Below are 26,141 nucleotides of genomic sequence, written 5' to 3'. Positions count from 1 at the left end.
TTACAGGGTAAAACAGACCAAAGGAGGTCATATGAAGCGTTTTAGTCTGGCTGTGCTGGCGCTCGTGGTTTGCGCCGGGGCGCAAGCCGCCAGTGAAGAAGTGGAAATGAACCTGGTCACTGCGCAGGGCGTTGGGCAGTCTGTTGGTAGTGTAAAAATCAGCGAAACCGATAAGGGGCTGGAATTTGCGCCCGATCTGAAAGCCCTGCCGCCCGGCGAGCATGGTTTTCACGTCCATGCCAAAGGCAGTTGCCAGCCTGCTATTAAAGAGGGGAAAGCCTCTGCTGCTGAAGCGGCAGGAGGACACCTCGATCCGCAGCATACCGGCAAGCATGAAGGGCCAGAAGGCGCCGGACATTTAGGCGACCTGCCGGTGCTGGTGGTCAACAACGACGGTAAAGCGACCGACCCTGTGGTGGCGCCGCGTCTGAAAAAACTCGCGGATGTGAAAGGCAAAGCGCTGATGGTGCACGTGGGCGGCGATAATATGTCCGATCAACCGAAACCGCTCGGTGGTGGCGGCGCACGTTACGCCTGCGGAGTTATCAAGTAAGCGTTCCGGCTGCCGGGGCTTGCTCCAGCTGCGATAGCGCGCAATATAAGCGCCAGACAACCGAGGCCAGCTCCCGCGCGGCCGGCTGGTGATGTTTACCCAGCACCGCACTAATCCGCTGCAACTCGGTCAGCGTGGCAGAAAGTGTTCGTTGCTGGACGCCACGCTCACTCATCACGTCCCGCAATAAAACAATGCATAACTCGCGCACTTTGGCGAGGGGATCTGAGCGGATTTCCCAACCGCGTAATTGCCAGACAACATGAGAGCAATTCAACAACACGACACCCCAGCGCAGCAGCCAGCGGCGCGCTTGCGCGTCCTGACTATGACTTAACTGGCTAATGTGGTGATAAACCACCGATTCAAACTCATGCTCGCTCAGCTGTGGCACGCGGCTAAGTTGATCGACAAAACTGCGGCGCAGCGTGCGAATGTGACGCCGGCTTTTGCGGGCATCCGAGCCCGGACGTAACACGGCGAATGCGAGCCACGCCAGCGCGACGCCTGAGATCTTCGCCAGGTTGTCATTTAAGAAGTCCGCAAAGTCATAAACCGGTGGATTGGTCACTGCAATAAACGAACCCATAAAAACGATCAATTGCCCCCACAACCCGGCGAGCTTTGGCATTTGCAGTTTCAACAATTGCAGGGTGGTTAACAACGGGAAGAGAAACAGCAGAAACACCGCCAGCTCGCTGATTTGCACCATCAGGCCGAATTTCACCATAAAGCTGAACAGCGACAGCAAGACTAAGGTGCGCAGCAGCAGCGTCAGGGAGTTAAACGGCGCGGGCGAGACGGAGTAGAGCACACAGCTGATAGCCGCCAGCGTCAGCGCCGCCGAACCCGATTCCCACTGCGTATTGATGCTCCATGCGCCGACCAGACTCAGCGCGCAAAAGGTGCGAATGCCGCTCCACAGCGCTTCGGCATTATCCGTATCACGCATCAATCCCGGGCTTCGCGGTGGCGTATAACTGCTTACTGGCGAAGCATTCTCCACGCGCGCCAGCCAGCGGCTACTGGTGAGATATAGACGGCAGAAGTAGCGTAAGCGCTGCCAGAATGCATGGTGCCGGTAATCGTCGCTTTCTCCGGGCGCGAGCGGGGCGATAATCCGTGCGACGAGAAGCGCATCCGCGCGCGGATGCGCAAGCGCGGAGAGCAGTTGCTCAAGAAGCGGGCGCAAATTTTCCGGCGCGTCGGGCCAGTTCAGCAGCATTCTGCGCAGGCTGGAGATCACGCTGGTCATGCGCAACTGTTGATGCAGTAACCAGGTAAGCAAACTGTTTTGCCGCCGAAAACGGTAATGGCTCCAGAACGCCTGAATGCGCAGCAAATTGGTGGTGAGGATCTGGCCGATAACGCTCTCATGGGCGGTGCGGATAGCATCTGTGGTTTCTGGCTGCCACAGAAGGCTTGCATGTTCCAGCAACCGGGCATGCATTTTTTTCAGTGCCGTCAGCAGGGTGGTCCCGTCCGCGTTGCCGGGCAGGATCATCATCATCATGCCACCGCACAAAATGCCCAGGATCACTTCGCACACGCGCGCCTGAGCAATATCCCACAGCTCAGTAATATCGGTCACATCGACCATTGCGAACGCGATAATCGCGGCGGTATAACCCGCCAGTTGAAAGGCATAGGCGACATTATTGGTGAATTGCGCGCAAGCCCAGGTACAAAAGCCAATCCAGGCGGCCATGGCGAACAGGAACAGCCACGGATCGTTAAGCGTCTGACCGGCAATGATCAGCGCTGCGCTGGCTCCAAGCAGGCTCCCGGCAATACGACCAAGGCTTTTGCTGATCACACCGCCGACGGTGGGGAAGCTGACGACGGCTGCGGATGTCATGGCCCAGTAAGGTTCATCGAGATCGAGATAATAAGCCACCGTGAGCGCCAGACACATCGCGATACCGTTACGCAGCGCATAACGCCACTGTCCGGTCGTGGCTTTCACCCATGGCAGATTTTGCCAGAGCCAGACAGGCGATTTCATTACTGACCACCAATCGCCACGGTGCAGGTGGTGCCGGACACCAGCGTCAGCCTGGCGGGCAGGTTATCAAACTGAATACGTACCGGCACACGCTGCGCCAGCCGTACCCACGGTACATTCGGTTTGATATCGGCAACCAGCCCGCTGTCTGTCTCGACGCTTTGGTCATATATCGCGCGACCAATGCTTGAGACGTGACCCTGTAACGTAACATCTCCACTATAAAGCACGATTTTCGCAGCTGCCCCTTCATGAATATGGCGCAACTTGGTCTCTTCAAAGTAACCCATCACATAAAACGAATGGCTGTCTACCAGCGCGAAAACCGGTTGTCCGGCGGTGGCGTAATTCCCGGTGCGGGTGGAAAGGTTGGTGACCCAGCCGTCTACCGGTGCCTTAACTTCTGTTTGCGCCAATTGCCATTGTGCCTGCGCAAGTTGTGCCTGCGCTGCCGCAACGCTTGCCTGCGCGGCTTTAACACTAATATTGGCAGTATCGAGATCTTCTGCGGAGATGTAGTTTTGTGAGAGATGGCGACGGCGATTGGCTTCATTATTGGCTTTTGCCAGATCGGTTTGCATACGAGCCAGTTGGGCTTCGGCGTTCAGTACGGCAATGTGGTAAGGCGTATCGTCAATACGAAACAGCACATCGCCCGCTTTAACCAACTGGTTATCGTTCACCTTCAGTTCGGTGATGCTGCCTGAGACCTGCGGTGTGATACTGACCTGCTCAGCGCGGATCTTTCCGTCACGCGTCCAGGGGGACTGCATATAAAAGTTCCACATCCACCAGGCCGCGACAATCGCCACAGCCAGCACCAGGAGAGTAGAAAAATACTTCAGGGATTTCAGGCGCATAATTACCACACGTTTAGCAAGCCGAGGGCGAGGCTCAGCGCAATAACAAACAAGGAGAGATCCATCAGGATGGGGTGCCAGATATCACCCGCATAAATCCACCCGCGCAACAGCCGGTGAGCAATAAGCCAGAACAGGAAGCCCAGCATGACCACTTTAAATACGGGAGGGAAATAGACCGATGCGCCAAAAATCAGGTCTTGCAGGGGTAAGTTCGGGAAACTTGGGTTCAACTTCACACTTTGTGTCCTGTGCAACCTAACGGATCGCCAGATTGATGATTATCATTAGATAAGTACCAACCACTGCGTGTTGCTAAGGCAGGTGGAATCTCAGCGTAAGCCCCGGCGAGAACCGCAATACATTTGTTTTACCAATATAAATACTGCAAACTATTCTAAAATGAGTATAATAACTTAGCAAGCTAATTATAAGGAGATGAAATTGGAATCGCCATTAGGTTCTGATCTGGCACGCTTAGTGCGCGTCTGGCGCGCTTTGATTGACCATCGCCTGAAACCTCTGGAATTAACGCAGACTCACTGGGTAACGCTGCATAATATTCATCAGCTGCCGCCCGATCAGTCGCAAATTCAACTGGCAAAAGCGATTGGCATTGAGCAGCCTTCGCTGGTGCGTACGCTGGATCAACTGGAAGAGAAAGGCCTTATTTCTCGCCAGACCTGCGCCAACGATCGCCGGGCAAAGCGGATCAAATTGACAGAAAAAGCGGACCCAATCATTGAAGAGATGGAGACGGTTATTCGTAAAACCCGGGGGGAAATACTTTCCGGGATCTCTGCGGAAGAACTCGATCAGTTGATTAAAATGATTGCCCGACTGGAACAAAACATCAATGAGCTTCAGTCGCGAGACTGACCAGCAAAGCCTTGCATCCGCAAGGCTTTTTTACATCAACATTCAGTATCGGCAATACGAAAGGGCGACCACTGGCGTGACCACCCAATGCGGGAATTAACGCGGGGAAACGGTAATCTGACGACCGTTGCTTGCCATCACGACGCGCTGGCCTGCGGAGAAACGGGTGTTACCCTGTTTCTGTACGACCATAATGGTGTTGCCATCATCTTTACGAATTTCCAGCTCGACACCCTGCGTTTTATTCAGTGAACCCTGGACGGATTGCCCTGCAACGCCACCGGCTACTGCACCTGCTGCGGTGGCGAGAGAACGGCCCGTGCCGCCACCAACGGTGTTACCAAGGAAACCACCCAGCACTGCACCGCCAAGCGCGCCGATGACATTGTTATCATCGCCACCCTGAATCTGTACCGGACGGACGTTAACAATGGTGCCGTAAGTGACATTCTGCACCTGTTTAGCTTCGGATGCAGAGTAGACATCACCGGAAAGCGTGTCGTTATTCACGCAGCCAGCCAAAGTAAAACCAATCAGCGAAACTGCCAGTGCACGTAACATCATTTATGAATCTCCTGTTCACCATGAAACGCCCTTGCGGGCATCCGACATGGTTAAATTATATGGCATTTTAGCAATACCAGGTCATATCTTCTGCCAAATCCCGGCAAAATAATAATCAACGCGAGTTTAACCAGATTTAAACGAAGCGATTATAAGCGCAGCACGGCGTAATTTCACTTAACGGAAAATCATCCGATTGTTAAAAAGTGTTTGCAGCCGATGGCGTTAACCCCCGCTTTATGGTGGAGTGGTGCCCTTCGGTCATGCATTAAAGGAAGGCGTATGAAATCGGGTCGCTACATTGGGGTGATGTCTGGAACAAGTCTGGATGGGGTTGATGTGGTGCTGGCGGCAATCGATGAAACCATGGTCGCGCAGCAAGCGAGCCTGACGTTTCCGATTCCGCTGCCGTTAAAAGAGGCGATTCTTGGCATTTGTCAGGGGCAGCAACTCACACTCTCGCAACTGGGGCGGCTGGATACCCAACTGGGTCAATTGTTCGCCGACGCGGTGCTGGCGCTAATGGACCGAGAGCAACTCCACCCGGAAGATATCGTCGCCATTGGTTGCCACGGGCAAACCGTCTGGCATGAGCCGACAGGCATTGCGCCGCATACTCTGCAGATTGGTGATAACAACCAAATCGCGGCGCGTACGGGTGTGACGGTGGTCGGTGACTTTCGCCGCCGTGATATCGCGCTTGGCGGGCAGGGCGCGCCGCTGGTGCCGGCCTTTCACCATGCGCTGCTGGCGCACCCGGTAGAACGGCGCATGGTGCTCAACATTGGTGGCATCGCCAATCTATCGCTGTTGATCCCCGGTCAGCCGGTCCGAGGTTATGACACAGGCCCAGGCAACATGCTCATGGACGCATGGATTTGGCGGCAAAAAGGCAAACCGTACGACAAAGATGCGCAGTGGGCGAGCGAAGGCAAAGTAGTGCTGCCGCTCCTGCAAAACATGCTAAGCGATGCCTACTTTGCCACGCCCGCGCCGAAAAGCACCGGTCGTGAATACTTTAACTACAGCTGGCTGGAACGCCACCTGGCGCACTTCCCGGGGTTAAGCGCCAGCGATGTGCAGGCAACGCTGGCTGAATTGACGGCGGTGACAATTTCCGAGCAGGTGCTGCTCAGTGGCGGTTGTGAACGCCTGCTGGTCTGTGGCGGTGGGAGTCGAAATCCGTTGGTCATGGCGCGTCTGGCGGGGCTTTTGCCAGGTACAGAAGTCTCCACCACGGATGAAGCCGGGATCAGCGGCGACGACATGGAAGCGCTGGCGTTTGCCTGGCTTGCGTGGCGGACCCTGGCCGGACTGCCTGGCAATCTGCCATCCGTCACTGGCGCGTCCGCTGCCTCGGTGCTCGGCGCGATTTACCCTGCTAACCCGCGGCAGAATCAGAGTTAACCGCATTTCACTTTAGTTGCACCGGGCTAGACTGACCAGGCTTAGGGAGGGCGTTTCGCCCTCCGTGACCAGGACCGTCCCGGGAATACTCTATGAAAAAAATAGTCATCGCCTGTCTGCCCGCACTGCTTGCCGGATGCAGCTATTACAATCAGTTTGTAGAACGCATGCATACCGATACGCTGGTTTACCAGTGCGACGAAAAACCGCTCACCGTGAAAATTAATAACACCCGTCAGCAGGCGAGTTTTGTCTGGGATGATAAATTGCTGACCTTACAGCAAGGGCTTTCAGCCTCCGGCGCACGTTACACGGATGGCGTCTACGTTTTCTGGTCGAAGGGTGAGAGTGCGACCGTCTACAAGCGCGATCGCATCGTACTGAATAATTGCCAGCTTATTCCGCAGCGTTGAGATTTTCACAGGGGGGCGCATAATAGCCCCACCTGATGATTACTTTCGCTAACGCCATGTCTGATAACGATCAATTGCAGCAAATCGCGCATCTGCGCCGTGAATACACCAAAGGTGGTCTGCGTCGCGGCGACCTTCCCGCCGAACCGTTGGCATTATTTGAACGCTGGCTGGGGCAGGCCTGTGAAGCCCAGCTCGTTGACCCGACTGCTATGGTCGTGGCGACAGTGGATGAGGACGGTCAGCCCTATCAGCGCATCGTGTTGCTTAAACATTACGATGAAAAAGGGCTGGTGTTCTATACCAACCTTGGCAGCCGTAAAGCGCATCACATCGAAAACAACCCCGCTGTCAGTCTGCTGTTCCCATGGCATATGCTGGATCGCCAGGTGATGGTCACCGGCAAAGCCGAACGGCTTTCAACGCTGGAAGTGATGAAGTATTTCCATAGTCGCCCGCGTGACAGCCAAATCGGCGCCTGGGTATCGAAACAATCGAGCCGCATCTCCGCGCGCGGTATTCTGGAAAGCAAGTTCCTTGAACTTAAGCAAAAGTTCCAGCAGGGCGAAATCCCGTTACCCAGTTTCTGGGGCGGCTATCGCGTCAGTATTGAACAGATGGAGTTCTGGCAAGGCGGTGCCAATCGCCTGCATGATCGTTTTTTATACCAGCGCGAGAATGATGCGTGGAAAATTGACCGCCTCGCGCCGTAAACCCTGAAAAATGTTGCTATAAGCGCTGGCACTCCGTGTTCCGGCGCTTTATTCTATCTGCCCCCCATGAAGTATCCTTTCGCATCTGGCGAAAAGTCGTGTACCGGCAAAGGTGCAGTCCGTTTTATACATGGAGATTTTGATGGCAAGCAGTAACTTGATTAAACAATTGCAAGAGCGGGGCCTCGTGGCTCAGGTGACGGATGAGGAAGCGTTAGCAGAGCGACTGGCGCAGGGCCCGATCGCGCTCTATTGCGGCTTCGATCCCACCGCTGACAGCTTGCATTTGGGGCATCTGGTTCCATTGTTATGCCTGAAACGCTTCCAGCAGGCTGGCCACAAGCCAGTGGCGCTGGTGGGTGGCGCAACCGGTCTGATTGGCGACCCGAGCTTTAAAGCTACCGAGCGTAAACTGAACACCGAAGACACCGTGCAGGAGTGGGTAGATAAAATCCGCAAACAGGTCGCACCGTTCCTCGATTTCGACTGTGGCGACAACTCCGCTATCGCTGCAAATAACTACGACTGGTTTGGCAGCATGAACGTGCTGACCTTCCTGCGCGATATCGGCAAACACTTCTCTGTTAACCAGATGATTAACAAAGAAGCGGTCAAGCAGCGCCTGAACCGCGATGATGTCGGCATCTCGTTCACCGAGTTTTCCTACAACCTGCTGCAGGGTTACGACTTTGCCTGCCTGAACGAACTGCATAATGTCGTGTTGCAGATTGGCGGTTCTGACCAGTGGGGTAACATCACGTCGGGTATCGATCTGACGCGCCGCCTGCACCAAAACCAGGTCTTTGGCCTGACGGTTCCGCTGATCACCAAAGCCGATGGCACCAAATTTGGTAAAACCGAAGGCGGCGCGGTGTGGCTCGATCCGAAGAAAACCAGTCCGTATAAGTTCTACCAGTTCTGGATCAACACCGCCGACGCGGACGTTTACCGCTTCCTGAAGTTCTTCACCTTTATGGACATCGCGGAAATTAACGCGCTGGAAGAAGAAGACAAAAACAGCGGTAAAGCGCCGCGTGCGCAATATGTGCTGGCTGAGCAGGTGACGCGTCTGGTTCACGGCGAAGAGGGTTTAACCGCCGCTAAACGCATCACTGAAAGCCTGTTCAACGGTACGCTGAGTGATCTGAGCGAAGCCGATTTCGAGCAGCTGGCGCAGGATGGCGTACCGATGGTTGAGATGGAAAAAGGTGCCGATCTGATGCAGGCGCTGGTTGATTCTGAGCTGCAGCCATCCCGCGGCCAGGCGCGTAAAACCATCGCGTCCAACGCCGTTACCATCAACGGCGAAAAACAATCCGATCCGGAGTATTTCTTCACTGACGGCGATCGCCTGTTTGGCCGCTACACGCTGCTGCGCCGCGGTAAGAAAAACTACTGCTTGATCTGCTGGAAATAAAAACAGACCTGCTGAAGGGAGTGAGAAATCACTCCCTTCTTTTTATTGCTCCATTCTTGCAAGGCTACCAACAATGAAGAATATCCTCGCCATTCAATCGCATGTGGTCTTTGGTCATGCGGGGAACAGTGCCGCCGAGTTTCCGATGCGCCGCCTGGGCGCTAACGTCTGGCCGCTGAACACGGTGCAGTTTTCTAACCATACTCAATACGGCAAGTGGACCGGCAGCGTGATGCCTCCAGCCCATCTGACCGAAATTGTGCAAGGCATTGCGGCAATTGACCAACTGAAACGCTGTGACGCGGTGCTGAGCGGTTATCTGGGTTCGGCAGAGCAGGGAGAGCATATTCTTGGTATCGTTCGTCAGGTGAAAGCAGCCAACCCACAGGCGAAATATTTCTGCGATCCCGTCATGGGGCATCCGGAGAAAGGCTGCATCGTTGCGCCAGGGGTTGCCGAGTTTCATGTCCGCCACGCTTTGCCTGCCAGCGATATCATTGCGCCAAATCTGATTGAGCTGGAGATCCTTTGCGGGCATGCGGTTAACACGGTGGAAGACGCAGTGGCTGCGGCACGTGAGCTGATTGCGCAGGGGCCGCAAATCGTGCTGGTGAAACACCTGGCGCGCGCGGGACTGAGCACCGATCGCTTTGAAATGTTGCTGGTGACGCCCAGTGAAGCCTGGCACATTAGCCGTCCGTTGGTGGATTTTGGCGCACGTCAGCCTGTCGGTGTGGGCGATGTGACCAGCGGGTTGTTACTGGTGAAATTGTTGCAGGGTGCAAGCGTACGTGAAGCGCTGGAGCACGTAACGGCGGCGGTGTATGAAATTATGCTGGCGACTAAAAATTTGCAGGAGTATGAACTGCAGGTAGTCGCGGCGCAGGACAGAATTGCGCAACCAGAGCATCTTTTTAGCGCCACATTGCTGTAAAAAAGGCGGGGATCCCCGCCTTTATTGATGCCCGCTGAGCAGCGCGTACGCGGGCATACACATTTTACTGAATACCTTCTGCCGCCATTGCAGCTGCTACCGCAGGACGAGCGGCAACACGCGCCATATACGCGTCAATATTCGACAGACCTTCCATATTCAATTTCACCGCGCGCGCCCAGCGCAACACGGTAAACAGATAACCGTCGGCAATGGTAAAGTTCGCACCGCTGATCCACGCGTTATTGCTCAGGGATTCATTCACGTAGTGCAATTTTTTCTCAAGCAAAGCGCGTACGGTGGGTTTGTACTCTTCCGGTGTGTCCGGGCGGAACAGCGGGGTGAAGCCTTTATGCAGCTCGGTTGCGATAAAGTTCAGCCACTCCAGCGTTTTGTAACGCGGCAAGGTACCCACAGGTGCCAGTAACTGGCTCTCAGGCGCGCTGTCAGCAACGTATTGCATAATCGCCACGCCTTCGGTAATCAGAGTGTTGTCATTCAGCAGCAGCGCCGGGATTTGTCCTTTCGGGTTGATGGCGAAAAAGTCATCGCCGTTTTCCAGGCGCTTTTTCATCAAATCAACGCTGACCAGATCCACATCTTTTCCGCTCTCACGCAGAGCAATGTGCGATGCGAGAGAGCAGGCGCCCGGCTTGTAAAACAGTTTCATTATCTTTTCCTTATGGCTGATTTCCGGCATAGGTTATTACGCGGCAGAATAAAAAAAAAGCCGCTAACTTGCGTTAGCGGCTGAATAATTCGAGTTCCCCGCGGCGATTATGCCGTAGCGGTTTCCGACGTGTCGCGAGTGGTATCTTCGCTCTGCGTCATGCGGTTCAGCTTCGGTGCGGTGACGATCATCAGCAAAGCGATAATCGCTGTCGCGATACCAATTTGCAGGAACACGGTGCCATAGATATTCAGTGACATCAGCGGATCGGTCACGTTTTCCGGGATCGCCATCTGATTAGCCACATAGCCGGCGATAATGTTCGCGCCAGCCGTGGTCAGGAACCAGCTTCCCATAATGAAGCCCATCAGACGCTGCGGCACCAGTTGCGCGACCATCGCCAGACCGAGACCAGAGATCATCAGTTCACCGATACTTTGCAGACCATAGCTTGCGATCAGCCAGCTTACGGAAACGATACCCGCATCAGATGCGAATTTCGTGCCCAGCGGCAGTACCAGGAACGCGCCGGAGCACAGCACCATACCGATAGCGAATTTGTGCGGCATCGGCAGCGTATCGCCCATTTTGTTATAGATAGCGGCCAGAATCGGGCTACCAATAATTATCCAGAACGGGTTCAGCGCCTGATACTGTTCAGGTTCGAAAGCGATACCAAACAGTGTGTGCTCAACGTTACGGATAGCAAAGAAGTTCAGGGATGTCGGCATCTGGCTGTAGAGCACGAAGAAGACAATCGCTTGTACCATCAGAATGAAGGCGACGATCATTTTACGACGAGCGGCGCCTTTCAGCGCGAAAGTCTCTTTGGCGAAGATGCAGATAATACCCAGCGCCACAACGCCCAGCACCATACGTGCGATGCCCTGGTTGTGCAGCAGCCAGGTAGCGATAGCGATCAGCGCCACGATACCGACAATGGTCGCCAGCAGATAGCCAACGCGCAGCGGTTCGAAATCCGGTTTAGAACCGTGATTTTTCACCCAACGTTTGCAGAAGGCGAAGTTAACGATGGTGATCAGCAGACCCACCACGCTCAGACCAAACGCAGTGCTCCAGCCGAATTTCGCGGCCAGCCACGGTGTTGCCAGCATGGAGAAGAATGAACCGACGTTAACGGACATGTAGTACATGGTAAATGCACCGTCCAGACGCGGGTCGTCTTTCGCATAGCAGGTGGAGAGCAGGGAAGACGGGTTGGCTTTAAACAGACCATTACCCACGGCAATGGCCGCCATGCCCATATAGACAATGCTCGCATCATGACCGGACCACGCCACCAGCGCATAACCGACGGCCAGCACGATCGCGCCCAGCATAATCACGCGTTTGGTGCCCAGCACTTTGTCACCCAGCCAGCCACCGATGGCAACCAGGCCATAAACCAGTGCGCTGAAGGAGGAGAACAGTGTAATAGAGTCCGCTTCTGACATACCCAGTTGTTTCACCAGGTAAACAGCCATAATCCCTTGCAGGCCGTAGTAACCAAAACGTTCCCATAACTCGATAGAGAAGATCAGATAAAACGCTTTCGGCTGTTTAAAAGCGTTCAGACTGACGCTTTCCGTTGGTTTGTTTGCAGTTGACACATATACCTCTTTTTTTACATCCCATATTAACGGGGGTGTTCAGCGCGCAATGACCAGAGTTCATCACGCTTATAGTTATATTGGGAGGGGAAAACGGCGGTTAATGTTCACTATCCAGCGCGTTCAGGCAAGTCTTTTGACATATTCTGTTACATAGATCCAGGGCATTACAATGCTCGGTGTTTTTATTTGTTATTCAGAGTTAAATTTCATCATGGAAACAAAAGTGGATTTTTCTACTACACTCCGGGGGTTAGATTGCGCATTAAGGCATATGTTCTGCTATTTTGGTGAAATAGTAGTGTATTGGGCTGGTTTATGTAATCAATCTGGTCATATCTCTTGCTAAACGTGATTAAAGTTTGCACTGCAACCATTCCGTGAACATTGTTAATCTCTTTTTTAACATTGTGTTAGCAATAGTCACCGAAATAGCCATTAGTTGGATTTTTTTCTTCTAAAAAAAGGAATAACCTTATTAAATACGCATAAGCGGACGATTATTTGCTCAATATCACGATTTGTGAGCAATCATTCGACGTTTTGAGTAATTTACAGAGACGTGAGCGTTATCACATAAAGTTATGACATAAAAACAGCGAGTTCTCTTATCCGCGATTCGTTGGGTAACCAATACGCGATCAATAACGAGACCTTTTCTGCTATCTGCCGCGCATTGTTCATGACAGGGGGCAGATACGCTGTCAGACTTGCCGCAGTCTTTATTAAACTGGAGTCGAAATATGAACTTTCATCCATGGCTCAATGCGTTACATATCGCAGCGGCCATCGTCTGGATAGGCGGAATGCTGGTTATGGCTGTCGTTGCCGGCTGGTGCGCAACACAAGCAGATAACACCGCGCGTGTCGCGCTGGCGGGCGATGTACGCCGCTGGAGCCGTAAAATTACCACGCCTGCAATGTTACTGCTGTGGGTTGCGGGTGCGGTAATGGTGATTGCGCATGGGCAGATGCCGCATCTGTGGCTGATAGTAAAAGTGTGTGTCGTGCTGCTGCTTTCCGGCCTGCACGGTTTTCTCTCTGCCACGCTGCGTCGCATCGCGGCTGGTGAAGCGGTAAAGGGGATGGGCGCTTTGCGTAATGCAACCACCATTACTCTTGTTGCTGTGCTGGTGATTATTCTGCTGGCAGTGATGCGCCCGTTTTGACGGGCGTTAATTATCGACTTTACTGTCGTACTCGCACAGATCTTCGATAATGCAGGAGCCGCAGCGCGGCTTACGGGCGATGCAGGTGTATCGCCCGTGCAGGATCAACCAGTGGTGGCAATCGACTTTAAATTCAGCAGGCACCACTTTCAGCAGCTTCTCTTCAACTTCCTCAACGTTTTTACCCGGCGCAAAACGCGTGCGGTTAGAAACGCGAAAAATATGCGTGTCCACAGCGATGGTCGGCCAGCCAAACGCGGTATTAAGAACCACATTGGCGGTTTTGCGCCCGACGCCCGGCAGGGCTTCCAGCGCGGCTCTGTCTTCCGGCACTTCGCCATTGTGTTTTTCCAGCAAAATACGGCAGGTCTTAATGACATTCTCCGCTTTGCTGTTAAACAAGCCGATGGTTTTGATGTACTGTTTCACCCCTTCAACGCCCAGTTCCAGCATCGCTTTAGGTGTGTTTGCCACCGGGTAGAGCAGCGCGGTGGCTTTGTTAACGCTGACATCGGTGGCCTGGGCGGAGAGCAGTACGGCGATCAGCAGCTCAAACGGTGAGGTGAAATTCAGCTCGGTGGTTGGGTGCGGATTGTTTTCCCGTAAGCGGGTTAAAATTTCCAGTCGTTTTGCTTTATTCATTATGCCTTCCCGGGCGCGGCCTGAGTGCTGTCGTTTGCCGTTGTCGCCGCCGCTTCACGACGTTTTTTCATCTTCTGATCGATAAGGTATTTCACCGCCAGCATCATGCCGAGGCCAATAAACGCGCCCGGCGGCAACATCGCCAGCAGGAATGGGGAATCGGTGTGGAATACTTCTATGCGCAGCGCTTTCGCCCAGCCGCCTAACAGGCCATCCGCGCCATCAAACAGCGTACCGTTACCGAGGATCTCGCGCAGGGAACCCAGGACGAACATGGCGCAGGTTGCACCCATGCCAATAGAGAAGCCATCGAGTGCTGAAAGTGCCGGACCTTTTTTCGCCGCGAACGCTTCAGCACGACCGACCACGATACAGTTGGTGACGATCAGCGGAATAAAAATGCCCAGTGACTGGTAAAGACCGAACGCATAGGCGTTGATCAGCATTTGTACCGCGCTGACCACCGAGGCGATGATCATCACGTAAATCGGGATGCGGATCTCATCCGGCGTCCAGCGACGCAGGAGCGAGATAAACAGGTTGGTCAGGGTGAGTACGAGCGTTGTCGCCAGCCCCAGACCCAGCGCGTTGGTGGCAGTGGACGTGACCGCCAGCAGCGGACACATACCCAGTAGCTGTACCAGCGCAGAGTTGTTTTTCCACAGTCCCTGAACAATAACCTCTTTCACTTCGCTCATCACTTACTCTCCACAACCCGGTAAACGGGAAAGCTGTTCCGGTAGTGTCATCGCGTACAGGCCGGTCCGTTTCACCGCGTTAACGACCGCGCGCGGTGTAATGGTCGCACCGGTAAACTGATCAAAATCACCGCCATCTTTCTTCACCGCGAAATGGACATCGGCCGCGCCGTCAATCCGCTTTCCGGCGAAGTGGGTGATCCAGTCGGAAATACGCAGCTCAATCTTATCGCCGAGACCCGGGGTTTCATGGTGCTCCGTCACCCGCACACCCAGCACAGTGCCGCTGAAATCTGCGCCGACAAGCAATTGGATGGCGCCTGAGTAACCATCCGGTGCGGTCGCTTCAAGGACAGCGGCAACCGGCTTGTCATCTTTTTTGGCGATCCACACATGGTGTTGCCCTTTGCCAAGCGCCGGATCGCTGACCAGAAAACAGCTCTGTTGCAGCGCGTTATTATAGCTGTCGCCCGGGATCACCTGATCAAACAGCGCTTTTTGTTGCAGCGTAGCCTGGTCGGCAATGGTGGTTTTGGTCATTTGGTCTATTGCGGCGGTCAGCCCGGTAGAACCTGCGGCGAACAGCGCCAGCGTCACGCCATGTTTACGCATTGTCTTTAGCATGGCGGCTCCTTAACGATGCCCGTACACGCGCGGACGCGTGTAGTAATCAATCAACGGCACGGTAATATTTGCCAGTAATACGGCAAAGGCCACGCCATCCGGGTAGCCGCCAAAACTGCGGATAAGCCACACCAGCACGCCCGCCAGCGCGCCAAAAATCAGCCGGCCTTTGTTGGTGGTTGAGGCGGTAACCGGATCGGTCAGAATGAAAAACGCGCCCAGCATGGTTGCGCCAGAGAACAGATGCAATTGCGGCGCAGCCAGCGATTGCGGGGCGAAAACCCAGCCGAGTGTGGCGCAAATCGCCAGCGTCAGCAGGAAGCTTACCGGAATATGCCAGCGAATGGTTTTCTGCCACAGCAGGAACAGACCACCGGCCAGATAACCGAGGTTGACCCACTGCCAGCCCGCACCAGCCAGCACGCCGCTATAGATAGGGGAGCGCAGGATCTGCTCAACGCTGTGTCCGGCATGCAATGAAGTTTTAAAGGTGTCGAGCGGCGTCGCCTGGCTGATGCCATCGATACCAATGCGCAGCGTTTCCATATTCGCGCCAGCGGCAGTGTGACCGGTGAAAATAACCTGTAACGCATCGATAAAGCCGGGAACGGTGCGTGCGATTTCATACGGCGGCAGCCAACTGGTCATCTGCACCGGGAAGGAGATCAGCAGCACCACATAGCCAATCATCGCCGGGTTAAACGGGTTGTGGCCTAAACCGCCATAAAGCTGCTTGGCGATGACCACAGCGAACACGGTGCCAAGCACCACCATCCACCACGGGGCGAAAGAGGGAATACTGATCGCCAGCAGCAGACCCGTCAACAGAGCAGAGTTGTCCGCCAGGATCGCGCCAACGTTTTGCTTGCGTAATTTCAGTACCAGCGCTTCGGCAGTCAGCGCGCTGATAATCGCAAGAATGAGCTGTATCAGCGTCCCCCAACCGAAAAACCACAATTGCGCAGCAATGCCCGGCACGGCCGCGAGCGTCACCAGCAGCATAATACGTGAGGTCTGGCGCTGGTTATGGGTATAAGGGGAACTTGCTATTCTGAAAACCATTTAATCCTCGTTAACGGCTTGCTGTGCAGCCTTCTTCGCCTGAACACGGGCGATGGCTGCGGCGACGGCGGCTTTGCGCGGGTCGTCATTGGCGGCCTGCGCAAAAGACGAGACATCATCAGTTTGCGTGGCGGCTTGTAGTTGTTCTGATTTGCGCGCTTTGGCGCGGGCAATCGCCGCTTCAACGGCGGCTTTGCGCGGATCGACAGGTGCAGATTCAGCCGGTGACTGTCCGGCGTCCATCTGTGGTTGCTCAACGTGCGCGGTCGATTCTGCGGACTGGCTCTGTGCGAGCTTGCGCGCTTTAGCGCGGGCAATTGCCGCTTCAACCGCAGCTTTGCGCGGATCGACCGGTGCAGATTCAGCCGGTGACTGTCCGGCGTCCATCTGTGGTTGCTCAACGTGCGCGGTCGATTCTGCGGACTGGCTCTGCGCGAGCTTGCGCGCTTTGGCGCGGGCAATCGCCGCTTCAACGGCAGCTTTACGCGGATCGACCGGTGCAGATTCAGCTTGTTGTTCGGCTTTCACCTGCGGTTGCTCAGCGTTGGCTTCGGGCGCACCGGGCTGGCTCTGCGCGAGCTTGCGCGCTTTAGCGCGGGCAATTGCCGCTTCAACGGCGGCTTTGCGCGGATCGCCTGTTTCGTCCGTGGCGGCACTGTTTTCCGTCTGCAGCGCTTTTTCTGCCTGGCGGGCGCGTGCCTGCGCTTTGCGTGCTTCGCGCGCCGCAATCGCTTCGCTGTTATCGGGCTGGGCACCAGCCTGAATCACGACTGGCTGTGCGGCGGTCGCCTGTTTTTCGCGTACGCGCGCCAGCGCGGCATCAATCGCCTGCTGATCTTTAGCCGCAGGTTGAACTGCAGCCTGTTTATGACGCTGCTGGCGGGCAATTTTTTCACGCTCAAGGCGTGCCTGGCGCGCTTCAAAGCGTGCTTTGGCTTCGGCGTTGCGTTTTTCTTCCTCGGCGATGGCGTAAATCTCGGCCTTCTCCTGGCGGAAATATTGCACCAGCGGAATATTACTTGGGCACACCCACGCGCAGGCACCGCATTCGATGCAATCGGAAAGGTTATGCGCTGTTGCTTTGTCGTGCTGCTGGCCTTTGCTGAACCAGTAGAGTTGCTGAGGCAGCAAATCGGCCGGGCAGGCATCAGCGCAGGCGCTGCAGCGAATGCAGCCTTTCTCTTCCTGCGGCTCGCCCATCTCGCTGGCGGAAGGCGCTAACAGGCAGTTGGTGATTTTGACTACCGGCACATCCAGCCACGGCAGCGTAAAGCCCATCAGCGGACCGCCCATAATCACCAGTTGCTCAGCGGAAGGGCAGAAACCGGCGAAATCCAGCAGATGGCGCACCGGTGTTCCCAGGCGAGCCCAGACATTGCCTGGGCGGGTAACCGCTTCCCCTGTCACCGTGACAACGCGCTCCGTTAAGGGTTCGCCGTCGATCACCGCGCGTTTAACCGCATAGGCGGTACCCACGTTTTGCATCAGGATACCGATATCCGACGAACGCCCGCCGTGCGGCACCTGCTTGCCGGTGAGGATCTGCGTAAGCTGTTTGGCACCACCGGAGGGGTATTTCGTTGGGATGACTTTCAACTGAATATCGTGGCTGCCCGCCAGCACCGCACGCATCATGGAGATCGCCTGCGGTTTATTATCTTCAATCCCGATAAGCACCTGACGCGGTTTAAGAATGTGCGCCAGAATGCGCACACCTTCCATAATCTGCGCTGCGCAATCCTGCATTAAACGGTCATCAGCGGTGATATAGGGCTCGCATTCCGCAGCGTTAATAATCAATGTCTCGATTTTATCGCCGCCGCCTTGCAATTTTGCTCCGGTCGGGAAGCCTGCGCCACCAAGGCCGGCTACGCCAAACTGGTGGATGCGCTCGATCAGCTCGTCATGGCTATGCGAACGATAATCCGCCCAGCCGTCGCGCTCAATCCAGCGATCTTCGCCATCCGCTTCAATAATGATGCTCATCTCTGGCAGCGCAGAGGGATGCGCAGTGGAGTGGGGCGCAATCGCGACCACGGTGCCGGACGTCGGCGCATGAACAGGTAACATACGGCCACGGCCGCGCGTCAACGGCTGGCCACGCAACACTTTATCACCGACGCGCACGCACAGTTCGCCTTCGGCACCAATATGCTGCTTTAACGGGAGCACAAAGCGGCTCGCCAGCGGCATTTGGCGCAGCGGCGTACCGTTTGATTGGGTTTTCATTTCAGGCGGATGAATGCCGCCGTGAAAATCCCACAGTTTCTCTTTTCGGAAAGCGGAAAATAACTTAAGCATGGTGTTCCACAGGAATATTACGCACCGGAATGGACTGCAAATCCCATTTCCAGCTATGGGTGGTCGTTTCCACAGGACGCAGTTCAATGCACTGCGTCGGGCACGGATCCACGCAAAGATTACAGCCGGTGCACAGATCGCTCATCACCGTATGCATGGCGCGCGTTGCGCCGAGAATGGCGTCTACCGGGCAAGCCTGAATGCACTTTGTGCAGCCAATGCAATTGTTCTCATCGATTACCGCCAGCATACGCACAGGCTCAAGCGCTGCGGCATCGCCATCAATCGGTTGCGGATCGACATTCAATAGTGCGGCGATTTTCAGCATCACCGCTTCGCCACCGGGGGCGCAGCGGTTAATTTTTTCACCCTGTAAACCGACCGCCTCAGCGTAAGGGCGACAGCCAGGGTAGCCGCACTGCCCACACTGGCTTTGCGGCAATAATTCATCCACGCGTTCAACAACCGGATCATCCTCAACCGCAAAACGGCGGGAGGCATAACCCAGAATGACGCCAAACAGCAGCCCCAGCACGCTCAGTGCGGCAACGGCTATGGAAATCGCACTCATATTACAGTTTCACCAGACCACTAAAGCCCATAAAGGCCAGAGACATTAAGCCCGCAGTGATTAACGCAATCGCATTGCCGCGAAAGGGCGCGGGCACATCGGCAACGGCAAGGCGTTCGCGAATCGCGGCGAACAACACCATCACCAGTGAGAACCCTACGGCGGCGGCGAAGCCATACAACGCCGACTGCATGAAATTGTGCCCAAGGTTGATATTGAGCAGGGCCACGCCGAGCACCGCGCAGTTAGTGGTGATAAGCGGCAAGAAGATACCCAGCAGGCGATAGAGCGCCGGGCTGGTTTTGCGCACCACCATTTCGGTGAACTGCACCACCACGGCGATAATCAGGATAAACGCCAGCGTGCGCAGGTAGACTAAATCCAGCGGGATCAGCACCCATGTATCGATGAGCCAGGCGCAGATGGACGCCAGCGTCATCACGAAGGTGGTCGCCAGTCCCATGCCCATTGCGCTTTCCAGTTTTTTGGAAACGCCCATAAACGGACACAAGCCAAGGAACTTCACCAGCACGAAGTTGTTGACCAGTACCGTTCCGATAAATAGCAGCAGATAGTCTGTCATTATGTGGCCTGAAATAAAAAAAGCCGCCTATTATCGGTCAAACAGCACCGGGCGACAACAGGATAACTGTAAGGTTATTACGGATTAACAAAGGTCCTTTTCACGCGGCTTGAGCGCTTGAAATAGGGCACCATCAACGCAGCGGCAAGCAGCGGAAAGAGTAACTGACGCAGCGCCAGTTCATCGGTGACAGGAGCGAACGCAAAGGCTTTCACGGAAAGCAATACGCAAACTAAAAGCCAGATAATATAGTGCTTCGGCACGCTGCGGCGGCGTTTGAAAAAGGCGATAACCAGCCAGAAGGTGTAATACCAGATGGCGATAGCGAAGGCAAAAGAGACGAACCACAGGATGGTTTGTTTCAGCGGTTGTGCGCCCAGCGCCGTTACCGACTGAGGTGTCATTAAGGCGGTAGCGTACAGCAATAATGCCAGCGAGGTGCTTAATAACGCGACCAGCAACCAGGCCAGAGGGCCGAGTAACCAGCCTCCGATTCTTTCTGCGGGAGTCGTTGTCATGCGTATTCCTCTGTTAAGGCATTAATGCTCTGAATGATTTCGCCGGGCGAGGAGTATAAAACATTACACGACGAATGCCAGCGGCGTTACTGCACGTAGCGCCATACCGAGCGCGGAACGCACCCAATGTCAAACAGGCGGCCGCCAGAAACCAGTTCAGCCCGGCGATGATCGGCTGCGCGGTACATGTTGATAATTTCACCGCTGTCGGTCAGCGTGTAGTTGAGGTGATCAAACAATTTTTCCAGACTTTCAAGCGAACTGATTTTGCGGAATTTTAATAAATAGTCCTGAACGGTCATGTCGAAGGGTGTCCATATAATAAGAAAGAGGCAAAATATACGCGGGCTAATTTTGTACGAATAATAAACATTATTACCCGGGCGTAAATAGCACAGGAATGGTCTGCCACTAAATTAAGAGTTTTCTTTTCAGGTGAAACCAGGCGCCAGAACAGCGCCCGGCTGTGAAGATTAACGCCCTTCGCCATGACTGGCAATAAACATATGACGCTGAGTTGCACTTTGCGCGTTTTAAGGTGGCGATTATTTCTTTTGTGCCACGACACTCTGTTCAGAGGGCTGATAATTATCGATATGGCTCGCAAAAACCAAAAGAATGGTCGATACGCCGAGTACCACCCAGCCCATTAATTCAATAATCCGATTGAAAATTCCGGCCATACTTTTACTACTCCCTGATGTTTACTTTTGTCTGCGGCTGTCGATAAAAACCGGTGCCTGGTTGCAGATTTAAGCAGATTTTTTAGGCAGAAACCAGGGCTGAGCACGGTAAATTCATTCGTTTCGCTAATGGGTTACTGAAGCGGTTGTCGCCACCTGGCAGATGGTGTGAAATAGACGTTCCAATAAGGAGAGACCACTCTATGAGCGATAATATCCGTGTCGGATTAATAGGTTATGGCTACGCCAGCAAAACATTTCATGCGCCGTTGATTGCCGGAACGGCGGGAATGGAGCTGGCCGCGATTTCCAGCAGCGACGAAGCGAAAGTAAAAGCGGATTGGCCAGCCGTGCCGGTTGTCTCTGAGCCGAAGCATCTGTTTAACGATCCCTCGATTGACCTGATTGTCATCCCCACGCCGAACGATACCCATTTTCCGCTGGCCAAAGCGGCGCTGGAAGCTGGCAAACATGTGGTGGTGGATAAACCCTTTACGGTGACACTGTCACAAGCGCGTGAGCTCGACGCGCTGGCGCGCAGCCTCGGGCGTGTGTTGTCGGTGTTCCATAACCGCCGCTGGGACAGTGACTTTCTGACGCTAAAAGCCTTGCTGGCCGACGGTGCGCTGGGCGAAGTCGCCTATTTCGAGTCGCATTTTGACCGTTTCCGCCCGCAGGTACGTAACCGCTGGCGCGAGCAAGGCGGGCCAGGCAGCGGCATCTGGTATGATTTGGCACCGCATTTGCTCGATCAGGCTGTTAACCTCTTCGGCTTACCGGTATCACTGACGGTAGATCTGGCGCAACTGCGCCCTGGCGCGCAATCGACAGACTATTTTCACGCGGTGCTTGCCTACCCGCAGCGGCGCGTTGTGCTGCACGGCACCATGCTGGCCGCCGCAGAATCGGCCCGTTATATCGTGCATGGCTCGCGCGGCAGTTATGTGAAATATGGGCTGGACCCGCAGGAAGAGTGCCTGAAAAGCGGCGCGCGGCTGCCGCAGGCCGACTGGGGTTATGACATGCGCGACGGCGTATTAACCCGCGTTGACGGCGAAGAGCGTAAGGAAGAGAACTGGCTGACGCTACCGGGCAACTATCCGGCCTATTACGCGGCCATTCGCGATGCGTTGAACGGCGTGGGGGAAAATCCGGTTCCGGCCAGCCAGGCAATCCAGATAATGGAACTGATTGAGCTGGGCATTGAATCCGCAAAACATCGTTCTACGCTGAGTCTGACCTGAAAAATTACCGCTCACACATTGTCGTGAGCGGTTTTTCTTTCTTCTTATGCCTTCGCAACGCTATCGCGCAGCGCCTGTTTTTCCGCCGCGCTGAGAAAGGCCATCTCCAGCCCGTTAATCTGCGCCTGGCGAATCTGTTCGCGACTCAGCCCGGCGGCCGGGGCCGCAACCTGGTATTCATGACCAATTTCGACACCTTGCACGGCCGGGTCGTCGGTATTGATGCTCGCCAGAATGCCATGCTCAAGGAAGGTTTTCAGCGGATGGCGGGCGAGGGAGGGCACGGTACTGGTCTGAATATTCGACGTCAGGCAGGATTCAATACCAATGCGTTGTTCGGCGAGAAAATCCATCAGCGCGGCATCTTCGATCGCCTTCACGCCGTGGCCGATTCGCACGGCGCCGAGTTCACGAATCGCCTGCCAGATGCTTTCCGGACCGGCGGCTTCGCCTGCATGAACCGTAATCTGCCAGCCCGCATCACGTGCGCGGTTAAAGTGTGAAAGGAAAAGGCTGCCGGGGAAACCCAGCTCATCACCGGCCAGATCCAGCGCGGTAATGCCGTCACGGTGCGCCAGCAGCGCGTCGAGTTCCTGTAAACATGCGGCCTCGCCGAAGGTGCGGCTCATAATGCCGATTAAGCGCGCCTGCACGTTGAAATCACGGCTCCCTTCGCGCACACCGGCAATCACCGCTTCCACAACGCCCGCGACCGGCAGGTGGTGGGTCATCGCCATGTAACCAGGCGAAAAGCGCAGTTCAACGTAGTGCAATCCGTTCAGCGCCGCGTCCTGCATGTTTTCGTAAGCGACGCGGCGACAGGCATCCAGCGACGCCAGCACTTTGACACCCCAGTCGAGTTTTGCGAGGAAGCTGACCAAATCCGGTTCATTAGAGGTGACCTGAACGTGCGGACGCAGCGCTTCAAGGGTTTGTGCAGGCAGGGGCAGATTATACTGGCGGCCAAGATCCAGAATGGTTTGTGCACGGATGTTTCCGTCGAGATGGCGATGAATATCAGTTAACGGCAGGTTGGGATCAATCATGGTCGCACTCTTATTTTAAGAAAGTGCTCGCCATTATAGAGACAAAAGGCGGTAAAAAGCTATCTTGCGCAACCTGAAGGGCGGGTTGCGCAAATTCTGGTTTAATGAAGCGACGCTAATGCCGCGATTAATCCCTTCACACCTTGCTCGAGTTTTACCCGTGGGCAACCGACATTCAGGCGCACAAACCCCCGGCCTTCCGCGCCGTAAGTATCGCCGCGCATAATGGCCACCTTTTGCTCCTCGATCAGCGCTTTTTGCAGCGCGGAATCATCAATCCCTAACGGGCGCAAATCTATCCAGGCCAGATAAGTGGATTCGGGTACCTGCCAGTTCAGCACAGGGAAGGCGTTATTCAGGCGCTCTGCCAGATAAACCAGATTGGCGCGCAGGTAAGCACGAAGCGCATCCAGCCACGGCGCGCCGTCGCGGTAAGCGGCGATATGGGCGACGACCGACAGCACCGCCGGCGAGGAGAGGCCGTTGCTGTTTTTCAGCGCCTCCAGCCAGCCATTGCGCGACGACGCATCATCAATAAGCCCCCACGCGCCGGTCAATGCGGGAATGTTAAAGCTTTTCGATGCCGAACTAAACAGCGCCCACGGCCCGCGAGCGACAGCGCACCAGGGGATGTGCGGTTGGCTGCTCCAGACCATATCCATATGAATTTCATCGCTTATTACTTTCACGTTATGGCGCTCGCACAGCGCTGCCATGGTTTCCAGTTCATGGCGAGTCCACACTTTCCCGGTCGGGTTTTGCGGGCTGCACAGCAGCAGGATTTTACTCTCCGGCCTTGCCAGCACGGCGTCGAGCTGCGTCATATCGCAAAACCAGCCTGCATTGTTGTGTTGTAGCGGCACAGCCAGCAACTGCCGCTGATTCCCCTGAATGGCTTTATAAAACGCGTCGTAAGCCGGGGTATGAACCACGATGCCATCGCCCGGCTGTGACCACTGGCGGATCATTTCGGCAATCATCCAGATAACCGACGGACCATAAACAATGCTGTCAGTATCGATCTGCGTATTAAAGCGGCTGGTCATCCAGTGCGAAATAGCCCCCAGAAACGCCTCGTTTTTCCAGCGGCTGTAACCCAGCACACCATGCGTAAGCCGCTGTTGTAGCGCGTTAATTACGCACGGTGCGGTGGCAAAATCCATATCGGAAATGGTGAAAGGAAGCAAATCCGCGCGCCCAAAGCGATCGGCGACATAATCCCACTGCGTACACCAGGTGCCTCGGCGGTCAACCGGAGTGGAGAAATCGAAGATATCCGTGGTCATTTTATTATTCCGCCTCCACCGGGGTGCCAAACCGTTGTGCATTGATAAGCTGCGCCATTTCATCTTTTACTGACTGCACCTGCGGCCCAATCACCACCTGCAAATCATGTTCATTCACTTTGATAACGCCAATCGCGCGGTTGGCCTTGAGGGCGTCAACATTAACTTTATCCATCGCATTGATCGACAGGCGTAAGCGGGTGATACAGTTATCCAGCGTTGCGACGTTATCCGCCCCGCCAAGCGCAGTAAGCAGGGCAGGAACGTCATAACCGGATTTGCCCGTCACGCCCTGCGTTGCAGAGGCCGCGCTTTCCGCTACAGCGTTGTCGCGCCCCGGTGTTTTCAGGTCAAAATGGGTGATAGCGAAACGGAATAACGCGTAGTAAACGGCGAACCAGATGGCGGCAACCAGTGGCACCAGATACCACTTTGTTGCCAAACCGTGCAGCACGCCGAAGACAATGAAATCAATCACATTGCCATCCGTGTTGCCGATCGTCACGCCGAGCACGGCCATCACGGTAAAGCCCAGGCCGGTGAGCACGGCATGAATTAAATAGAGCACCGGGGCGACAAACAGGAACAGGAATTCGATCGGTTCGGTCGTACCGCCCACCACGCAGGCAATCACGCCGGAAATCATCAAGCCTTTTATTTTATGGCGGTTTTCGGGCCGCGCGCAGTGGTACATCGCCAGCGCCGCGCCGGGTAAGCCGCCCAGGAACGCGGGCATCTTGCCTTGTGAGAGAAAACGCGTCGCGCTTTCGGCGAAACCGTGCGTTTGCGGGCAGTTAAGCTGCGCCTGGAAAATGGTCAATGCGCCGCTAACGCTGTGTCCGCAGACTTCCATCGTTCCGCCAGCTTCCGTAAAACGGATCAACGCCACCAGTATATGTTGCAGACCAAAGGGCAGCAGCAGGCGTTCGCCAGTACCGAAAATCATCGGCCCGAAGTCCCCGGCGCGATCGATAATATGCCCCAGACCGCTAATCGCCATGGCAAACCACGGCCAGACCAGCGGGATCGCAAGCCCCACCACGCCCATCACGACGCTGGTGACAATCGGCACCGAGCGCGTACCGCCGAAAAAGGCCAGCGCATCCGGCAGGCGCAGGGTGTGAAAGCGTTCATGTAAACGCCAGATAATAATCCCGGCAATCACCGCGCCGAGGATCCCGGTATCAATGGACTGGATGCCGAGCACATTCTGTACGTTATGTGCTTTGAGCAGTGACGCATCGTTAGTGGGCAATATGCCCTGAGCGGTGAGCCAGAAATTCACCGCCAGATTCATCACTGCATAGCCGACAAAACCGGAAAAAGCCGCCACGCCCTTATCTTCACGCGCCAGTCCCAGCGGAATCGCGATACAGAACATCACGGGCAGGAAACTGAACGCGAACGAGCCAATTTTGTTCATCCAGATAAAAATGGCCTGCAGCAGCGGATGGCCCAACACCGGCAGCAGTGTTATCACATCGCGGCTGCTCAGCGAGCTGCCAATGCCGAGCATGATGCCGCAAAACGACAGCAGTGCGACGGGCAGCATAAAGGTTTTACCGAGCTGCTGGAAAAATGCCCACAGGTTCGCTTTTTGCGCGGTTTTCCCCGCCATAACCTCTCCTCACAAAAAAAGAATGCTCTGGCGGATGCGCAGAGCGCAGACGGTTTTATCACTTTTTGTCG

The 26,141-nt window shown here is 55.0% G+C and carries 28 protein-coding genes; 9 read left to right on the top strand and 19 right to left on the bottom strand.

The window, feature by feature from the left end; translation table 11 throughout:
- Positions 1 to 31: 31 nt before the first annotated feature.
- On the top strand, positions 32 to 553 hold the full coding sequence (gene sodC, locus M8Q36_RS19710) for a superoxide dismutase [Cu-Zn] SodC (protein ID WP_016496288.1): 522 nt from the start codon (positions 32 to 34) through the stop codon (positions 551 to 553).
- Here sodC and M8Q36_RS19705 read toward each other — a convergent pair.
- Genes M8Q36_RS19705 through M8Q36_RS19695 form a run of 3 tightly spaced genes read right to left on the bottom strand, consistent with a single transcriptional unit; the run spans position 546 to position 3,657 of the window.
- Positions 546 to 2,558, bottom strand: coding sequence for an FUSC family protein (locus M8Q36_RS19705; protein ID WP_249882067.1), 2,013 nt, complete (start codon positions 2,556 to 2,558; stop codon positions 546 to 548). The genes sodC and M8Q36_RS19705 overlap by 8 nt on opposite strands.
- Positions 2,558 to 3,418 carry an efflux RND transporter periplasmic adaptor subunit gene (locus tag M8Q36_RS19700; RefSeq protein ID WP_249882066.1) on the bottom strand — a complete coding sequence of 287 codons (861 nt, stop codon included), beginning with the start codon at positions 3,416 to 3,418 and terminating at the stop codon, positions 2,558 to 2,560. The genes M8Q36_RS19705 and M8Q36_RS19700 overlap by 1 nt, the downstream gene beginning before the upstream one ends.
- A gap of 2 nt (positions 3,419 to 3,420) precedes the next feature.
- Positions 3,421 to 3,657: a DUF1656 domain-containing protein gene (locus M8Q36_RS19695; RefSeq protein ID WP_249882065.1), complete on the bottom strand. Its 237-nt coding sequence runs from the start codon at positions 3,655 to 3,657 to the stop codon at positions 3,421 to 3,423.
- A gap of 199 nt (positions 3,658 to 3,856) precedes the next feature.
- Here M8Q36_RS19695 and slyA point away from each other — a divergent pair, with 199 nt between their 5' ends.
- On the top strand, positions 3,857 to 4,297 hold the full coding sequence (gene slyA / locus M8Q36_RS19690; protein WP_016496284.1) for a transcriptional regulator SlyA: 441 nt from the start codon (positions 3,857 to 3,859) through the stop codon (positions 4,295 to 4,297).
- Between the two features lie 96 nt (positions 4,298 to 4,393).
- Here the strand turns inward: slyA and slyB are convergent, their stop codons facing one another.
- A complete protein-coding gene (slyB, locus tag M8Q36_RS19685; RefSeq protein ID WP_200551829.1) occupies positions 4,394 to 4,861 on the bottom strand; it encodes an outer membrane lipoprotein SlyB in 468 nt (155 codons plus the stop codon).
- A gap of 282 nt (positions 4,862 to 5,143) precedes the next feature.
- Here slyB and anmK point away from each other — a divergent pair, with 282 nt between their 5' ends.
- The 5 genes from anmK to pdxY all read left to right on the top strand — a co-directional run bounded on the left by anmK (position 5,144) and on the right by pdxY (position 9,745).
- Positions 5,144 to 6,268, top strand: coding sequence for an anhydro-N-acetylmuramic acid kinase (anmK, locus tag M8Q36_RS19680; RefSeq protein ID WP_249882064.1), 1,125 nt, complete (start codon positions 5,144 to 5,146; stop codon positions 6,266 to 6,268).
- 92 nt (positions 6,269 to 6,360) lie between these two features.
- On the top strand, positions 6,361 to 6,681 hold the full coding sequence (gene mliC / locus M8Q36_RS19675) for a C-type lysozyme inhibitor (protein WP_016496281.1): 321 nt from the start codon (positions 6,361 to 6,363) through the stop codon (positions 6,679 to 6,681).
- A gap of 56 nt (positions 6,682 to 6,737) precedes the next feature.
- The gene (gene pdxH, locus M8Q36_RS19670) at positions 6,738 to 7,394 is read left to right on the top strand and encodes a pyridoxamine 5'-phosphate oxidase (protein ID WP_249882819.1); all 657 of its coding nucleotides are present in this window, start codon (positions 6,738 to 6,740) and stop codon (positions 7,392 to 7,394) included.
- A gap of 142 nt (positions 7,395 to 7,536) precedes the next feature.
- A complete protein-coding gene (gene tyrS / locus M8Q36_RS19665; protein ID WP_016496279.1) occupies positions 7,537 to 8,811 on the top strand; it encodes a tyrosine--tRNA ligase in 1,275 nt (424 codons plus the stop codon).
- A 73-nt stretch (positions 8,812 to 8,884) separates the two neighbouring features.
- Positions 8,885 to 9,745 carry a pyridoxal kinase PdxY gene (gene pdxY / locus M8Q36_RS19660; protein ID WP_249882063.1) on the top strand — a complete coding sequence of 287 codons (861 nt, stop codon included), beginning with the start codon at positions 8,885 to 8,887 and terminating at the stop codon, positions 9,743 to 9,745.
- 64 nt (positions 9,746 to 9,809) lie between these two features.
- Here the strand turns inward: pdxY and gstA are convergent, their stop codons facing one another.
- Entirely contained in the window at positions 9,810 to 10,415 is a 606-nt protein-coding gene (gstA, locus tag M8Q36_RS19655) for a glutathione transferase GstA (protein WP_249882062.1), read from the bottom strand.
- Positions 10,416 to 10,522: 107 nt separating this feature from the next.
- The gene (gene dtpA / locus M8Q36_RS19650; RefSeq protein WP_249882061.1) at positions 10,523 to 12,025 is read right to left on the bottom strand and encodes a dipeptide/tripeptide permease DtpA; all 1,503 of its coding nucleotides are present in this window, start codon (positions 12,023 to 12,025) and stop codon (positions 10,523 to 10,525) included.
- Positions 12,026 to 12,768: 743 nt separating this feature from the next.
- On the opposite strand from dtpA, the gene M8Q36_RS19645 reads away from it, so the two are divergent.
- On the top strand, positions 12,769 to 13,194 hold the full coding sequence (locus M8Q36_RS19645) for a CopD family protein (protein ID WP_249882059.1): 426 nt from the start codon (positions 12,769 to 12,771) through the stop codon (positions 13,192 to 13,194).
- A gap of 6 nt (positions 13,195 to 13,200) precedes the next feature.
- On the opposite strand, the gene nth is transcribed toward M8Q36_RS19645, so the two are convergent.
- From nth to blr, 10 genes are all read right to left on the bottom strand, one after another.
- Entirely contained in the window at positions 13,201 to 13,836 is a 636-nt protein-coding gene (nth, locus tag M8Q36_RS19640) for an endonuclease III (protein ID WP_017456616.1), read from the bottom strand.
- Positions 13,836 to 14,534 carry an electron transport complex subunit E gene (locus M8Q36_RS19635; protein ID WP_249882057.1) on the bottom strand — a complete coding sequence of 233 codons (699 nt, stop codon included), beginning with the start codon at positions 14,532 to 14,534 and terminating at the stop codon, positions 13,836 to 13,838. The genes nth and M8Q36_RS19635 overlap by 1 nt, the downstream gene beginning before the upstream one ends.
- A gap of 3 nt (positions 14,535 to 14,537) precedes the next feature.
- Positions 14,538 to 15,158: an electron transport complex subunit RsxG gene (gene rsxG / locus M8Q36_RS19630; RefSeq protein WP_249882056.1), complete on the bottom strand. Its 621-nt coding sequence runs from the start codon at positions 15,156 to 15,158 to the stop codon at positions 14,538 to 14,540.
- 9 nt (positions 15,159 to 15,167) lie between these two features.
- On the bottom strand, positions 15,168 to 16,220 hold the full coding sequence (rsxD, locus tag M8Q36_RS19625; RefSeq protein WP_249882054.1) for an electron transport complex subunit RsxD: 1,053 nt from the start codon (positions 16,218 to 16,220) through the stop codon (positions 15,168 to 15,170).
- Positions 16,221 to 18,521, bottom strand: coding sequence for an electron transport complex subunit RsxC (rsxC, locus tag M8Q36_RS19620; RefSeq protein ID WP_249882053.1), 2,301 nt, complete (start codon positions 18,519 to 18,521; stop codon positions 16,221 to 16,223).
- Complete coding sequence (gene rsxB / locus M8Q36_RS19615; RefSeq protein WP_016496267.1) at positions 18,514 to 19,092, bottom strand: electron transport complex subunit RsxB; 579 nt, start codon at positions 19,090 to 19,092, stop codon at positions 18,514 to 18,516. The genes rsxC and rsxB overlap by 8 nt, the downstream gene beginning before the upstream one ends.
- A 1-nt stretch (position 19,093) precedes the next feature.
- Entirely contained in the window at positions 19,094 to 19,675 is a 582-nt protein-coding gene (gene rsxA, locus M8Q36_RS19610; RefSeq protein ID WP_017456621.1) for an electron transport complex subunit RsxA, read from the bottom strand.
- Between the two features lie 77 nt (positions 19,676 to 19,752).
- Complete coding sequence (locus M8Q36_RS19605; protein WP_017456622.1) at positions 19,753 to 20,193, bottom strand: DUF2569 domain-containing protein; 441 nt, start codon at positions 20,191 to 20,193, stop codon at positions 19,753 to 19,755.
- Between the two features lie 86 nt (positions 20,194 to 20,279).
- A complete protein-coding gene (ydgT, locus tag M8Q36_RS19600; protein ID WP_016496264.1) occupies positions 20,280 to 20,495 on the bottom strand; it encodes a transcription modulator YdgT in 216 nt (71 codons plus the stop codon).
- A 243-nt stretch (positions 20,496 to 20,738) separates the two neighbouring features.
- The gene (blr, locus tag M8Q36_RS19595) at positions 20,739 to 20,876 is read right to left on the bottom strand and encodes a division septum protein Blr (protein ID WP_249882052.1); all 138 of its coding nucleotides are present in this window, start codon (positions 20,874 to 20,876) and stop codon (positions 20,739 to 20,741) included.
- Positions 20,877 to 21,079: 203 nt separating this feature from the next.
- On the opposite strand from blr, the gene M8Q36_RS19590 reads away from it, so the two are divergent.
- Positions 21,080 to 22,120 (top strand): oxidoreductase, encoded by a 1,041-nt coding sequence (locus tag M8Q36_RS19590; protein ID WP_249882051.1) that lies wholly within the window; start codon positions 21,080 to 21,082, stop codon positions 22,118 to 22,120.
- Between the two features lie 44 nt (positions 22,121 to 22,164).
- On the opposite strand, the gene add is transcribed toward M8Q36_RS19590, so the two are convergent.
- The 3 genes from add to malX all read right to left on the bottom strand — a co-directional run bounded on the left by add (position 22,165) and on the right by malX (position 26,070).
- Positions 22,165 to 23,166 (bottom strand): adenosine deaminase, encoded by a 1,002-nt coding sequence (add, locus tag M8Q36_RS19585; protein WP_249882050.1) that lies wholly within the window; start codon positions 23,164 to 23,166, stop codon positions 22,165 to 22,167.
- Positions 23,167 to 23,267: 101 nt separating this feature from the next.
- Complete coding sequence (locus M8Q36_RS19580) at positions 23,268 to 24,452, bottom strand: MalY/PatB family protein (RefSeq protein ID WP_283945973.1); 1,185 nt, start codon at positions 24,450 to 24,452, stop codon at positions 23,268 to 23,270.
- 4 nt (positions 24,453 to 24,456) lie between these two features.
- Positions 24,457 to 26,070, bottom strand: coding sequence for a maltose/glucose-specific PTS transporter subunit IIBC (gene malX, locus M8Q36_RS19575; protein WP_249882049.1), 1,614 nt, complete (start codon positions 26,068 to 26,070; stop codon positions 24,457 to 24,459).
- Positions 26,071 to 26,141: the final 71 nt, after the last annotated feature.

This window comes from Kosakonia sp. R1.Fl (assembly GCF_023516815.1).
GTDB lineage: Bacteria > Pseudomonadota > Gammaproteobacteria > Enterobacterales > Enterobacteriaceae > Kosakonia.
The sequence above is the reverse complement of the archived record's forward strand: the minus strand, read 5'-3'. Positions and strand labels throughout refer to the sequence as shown.

Coding starts and splice junctions, on each gene's coding strand:
- pdxH (WP_249882819.1), top strand. CDS start 6,738: ATGTCTGATAACGATCAATTGCAGCAAATCGCGCATCTGCGCCGTGAA.
- add (WP_249882050.1), bottom strand. CDS start 23,166: ATGATTGATCCCAACCTGCCGTTAACTGATATTCATCGCCATCTCGAC.
- M8Q36_RS19605 (WP_017456622.1), bottom strand. CDS start 20,193: ATGACAACGACTCCCGCAGAAAGAATCGGAGGCTGGTTACTCGGCCCT.
- ydgT (WP_016496264.1), bottom strand. CDS start 20,495: ATGACCGTTCAGGACTATTTATTAAAATTCCGCAAAATCAGTTCGCTT.
- tyrS (WP_016496279.1), top strand. CDS start 7,537: ATGGCAAGCAGTAACTTGATTAAACAATTGCAAGAGCGGGGCCTCGTG.
- pdxY (WP_249882063.1), top strand. CDS start 8,885: ATGAAGAATATCCTCGCCATTCAATCGCATGTGGTCTTTGGTCATGCG.
- M8Q36_RS19590 (WP_249882051.1), top strand. CDS start 21,080: ATGAGCGATAATATCCGTGTCGGATTAATAGGTTATGGCTACGCCAGC.
- M8Q36_RS19705 (WP_249882067.1), bottom strand. CDS start 2,558: ATGAAATCGCCTGTCTGGCTCTGGCAAAATCTGCCATGGGTGAAAGCC.
- rsxD (WP_249882054.1), bottom strand. CDS start 16,220: ATGGTTTTCAGAATAGCAAGTTCCCCTTATACCCATAACCAGCGCCAG.
- anmK (WP_249882064.1), top strand. CDS start 5,144: ATGAAATCGGGTCGCTACATTGGGGTGATGTCTGGAACAAGTCTGGAT.
- M8Q36_RS19580 (WP_283945973.1), bottom strand. CDS start 24,452: ATGACCACGGATATCTTCGATTTCTCCACTCCGGTTGACCGCCGAGGC.
- blr (WP_249882052.1), bottom strand. CDS start 20,876: ATGGCCGGAATTTTCAATCGGATTATTGAATTAATGGGCTGGGTGGTA.
- slyB (WP_200551829.1), bottom strand. CDS start 4,861: ATGATGTTACGTGCACTGGCAGTTTCGCTGATTGGTTTTACTTTGGCT.
- rsxG (WP_249882056.1), bottom strand. CDS start 15,158: ATGCTAAAGACAATGCGTAAACATGGCGTGACGCTGGCGCTGTTCGCC.
- rsxB (WP_016496267.1), bottom strand. CDS start 19,092: ATGAGTGCGATTTCCATAGCCGTTGCCGCACTGAGCGTGCTGGGGCTG.
- M8Q36_RS19700 (WP_249882066.1), bottom strand. CDS start 3,418: ATGCGCCTGAAATCCCTGAAGTATTTTTCTACTCTCCTGGTGCTGGCT.
- rsxC (WP_249882053.1), bottom strand. CDS start 18,521: ATGCTTAAGTTATTTTCCGCTTTCCGAAAAGAGAAACTGTGGGATTTT.
- M8Q36_RS19635 (WP_249882057.1), bottom strand. CDS start 14,534: ATGAGCGAAGTGAAAGAGGTTATTGTTCAGGGACTGTGGAAAAACAAC.
- slyA (WP_016496284.1), top strand. CDS start 3,857: ATGAAATTGGAATCGCCATTAGGTTCTGATCTGGCACGCTTAGTGCGC.
- nth (WP_017456616.1), bottom strand. CDS start 13,836: ATGAATAAAGCAAAACGACTGGAAATTTTAACCCGCTTACGGGAAAAC.
- gstA (WP_249882062.1), bottom strand. CDS start 10,415: ATGAAACTGTTTTACAAGCCGGGCGCCTGCTCTCTCGCATCGCACATT.
- sodC (WP_016496288.1), top strand. CDS start 32: ATGAAGCGTTTTAGTCTGGCTGTGCTGGCGCTCGTGGTTTGCGCCGGG.
- rsxA (WP_017456621.1), bottom strand. CDS start 19,675: ATGACAGACTATCTGCTGCTATTTATCGGAACGGTACTGGTCAACAAC.
- M8Q36_RS19645 (WP_249882059.1), top strand. CDS start 12,769: ATGAACTTTCATCCATGGCTCAATGCGTTACATATCGCAGCGGCCATC.
- malX (WP_249882049.1), bottom strand. CDS start 26,070: ATGGCGGGGAAAACCGCGCAAAAAGCGAACCTGTGGGCATTTTTCCAG.
- mliC (WP_016496281.1), top strand. CDS start 6,361: ATGAAAAAAATAGTCATCGCCTGTCTGCCCGCACTGCTTGCCGGATGC.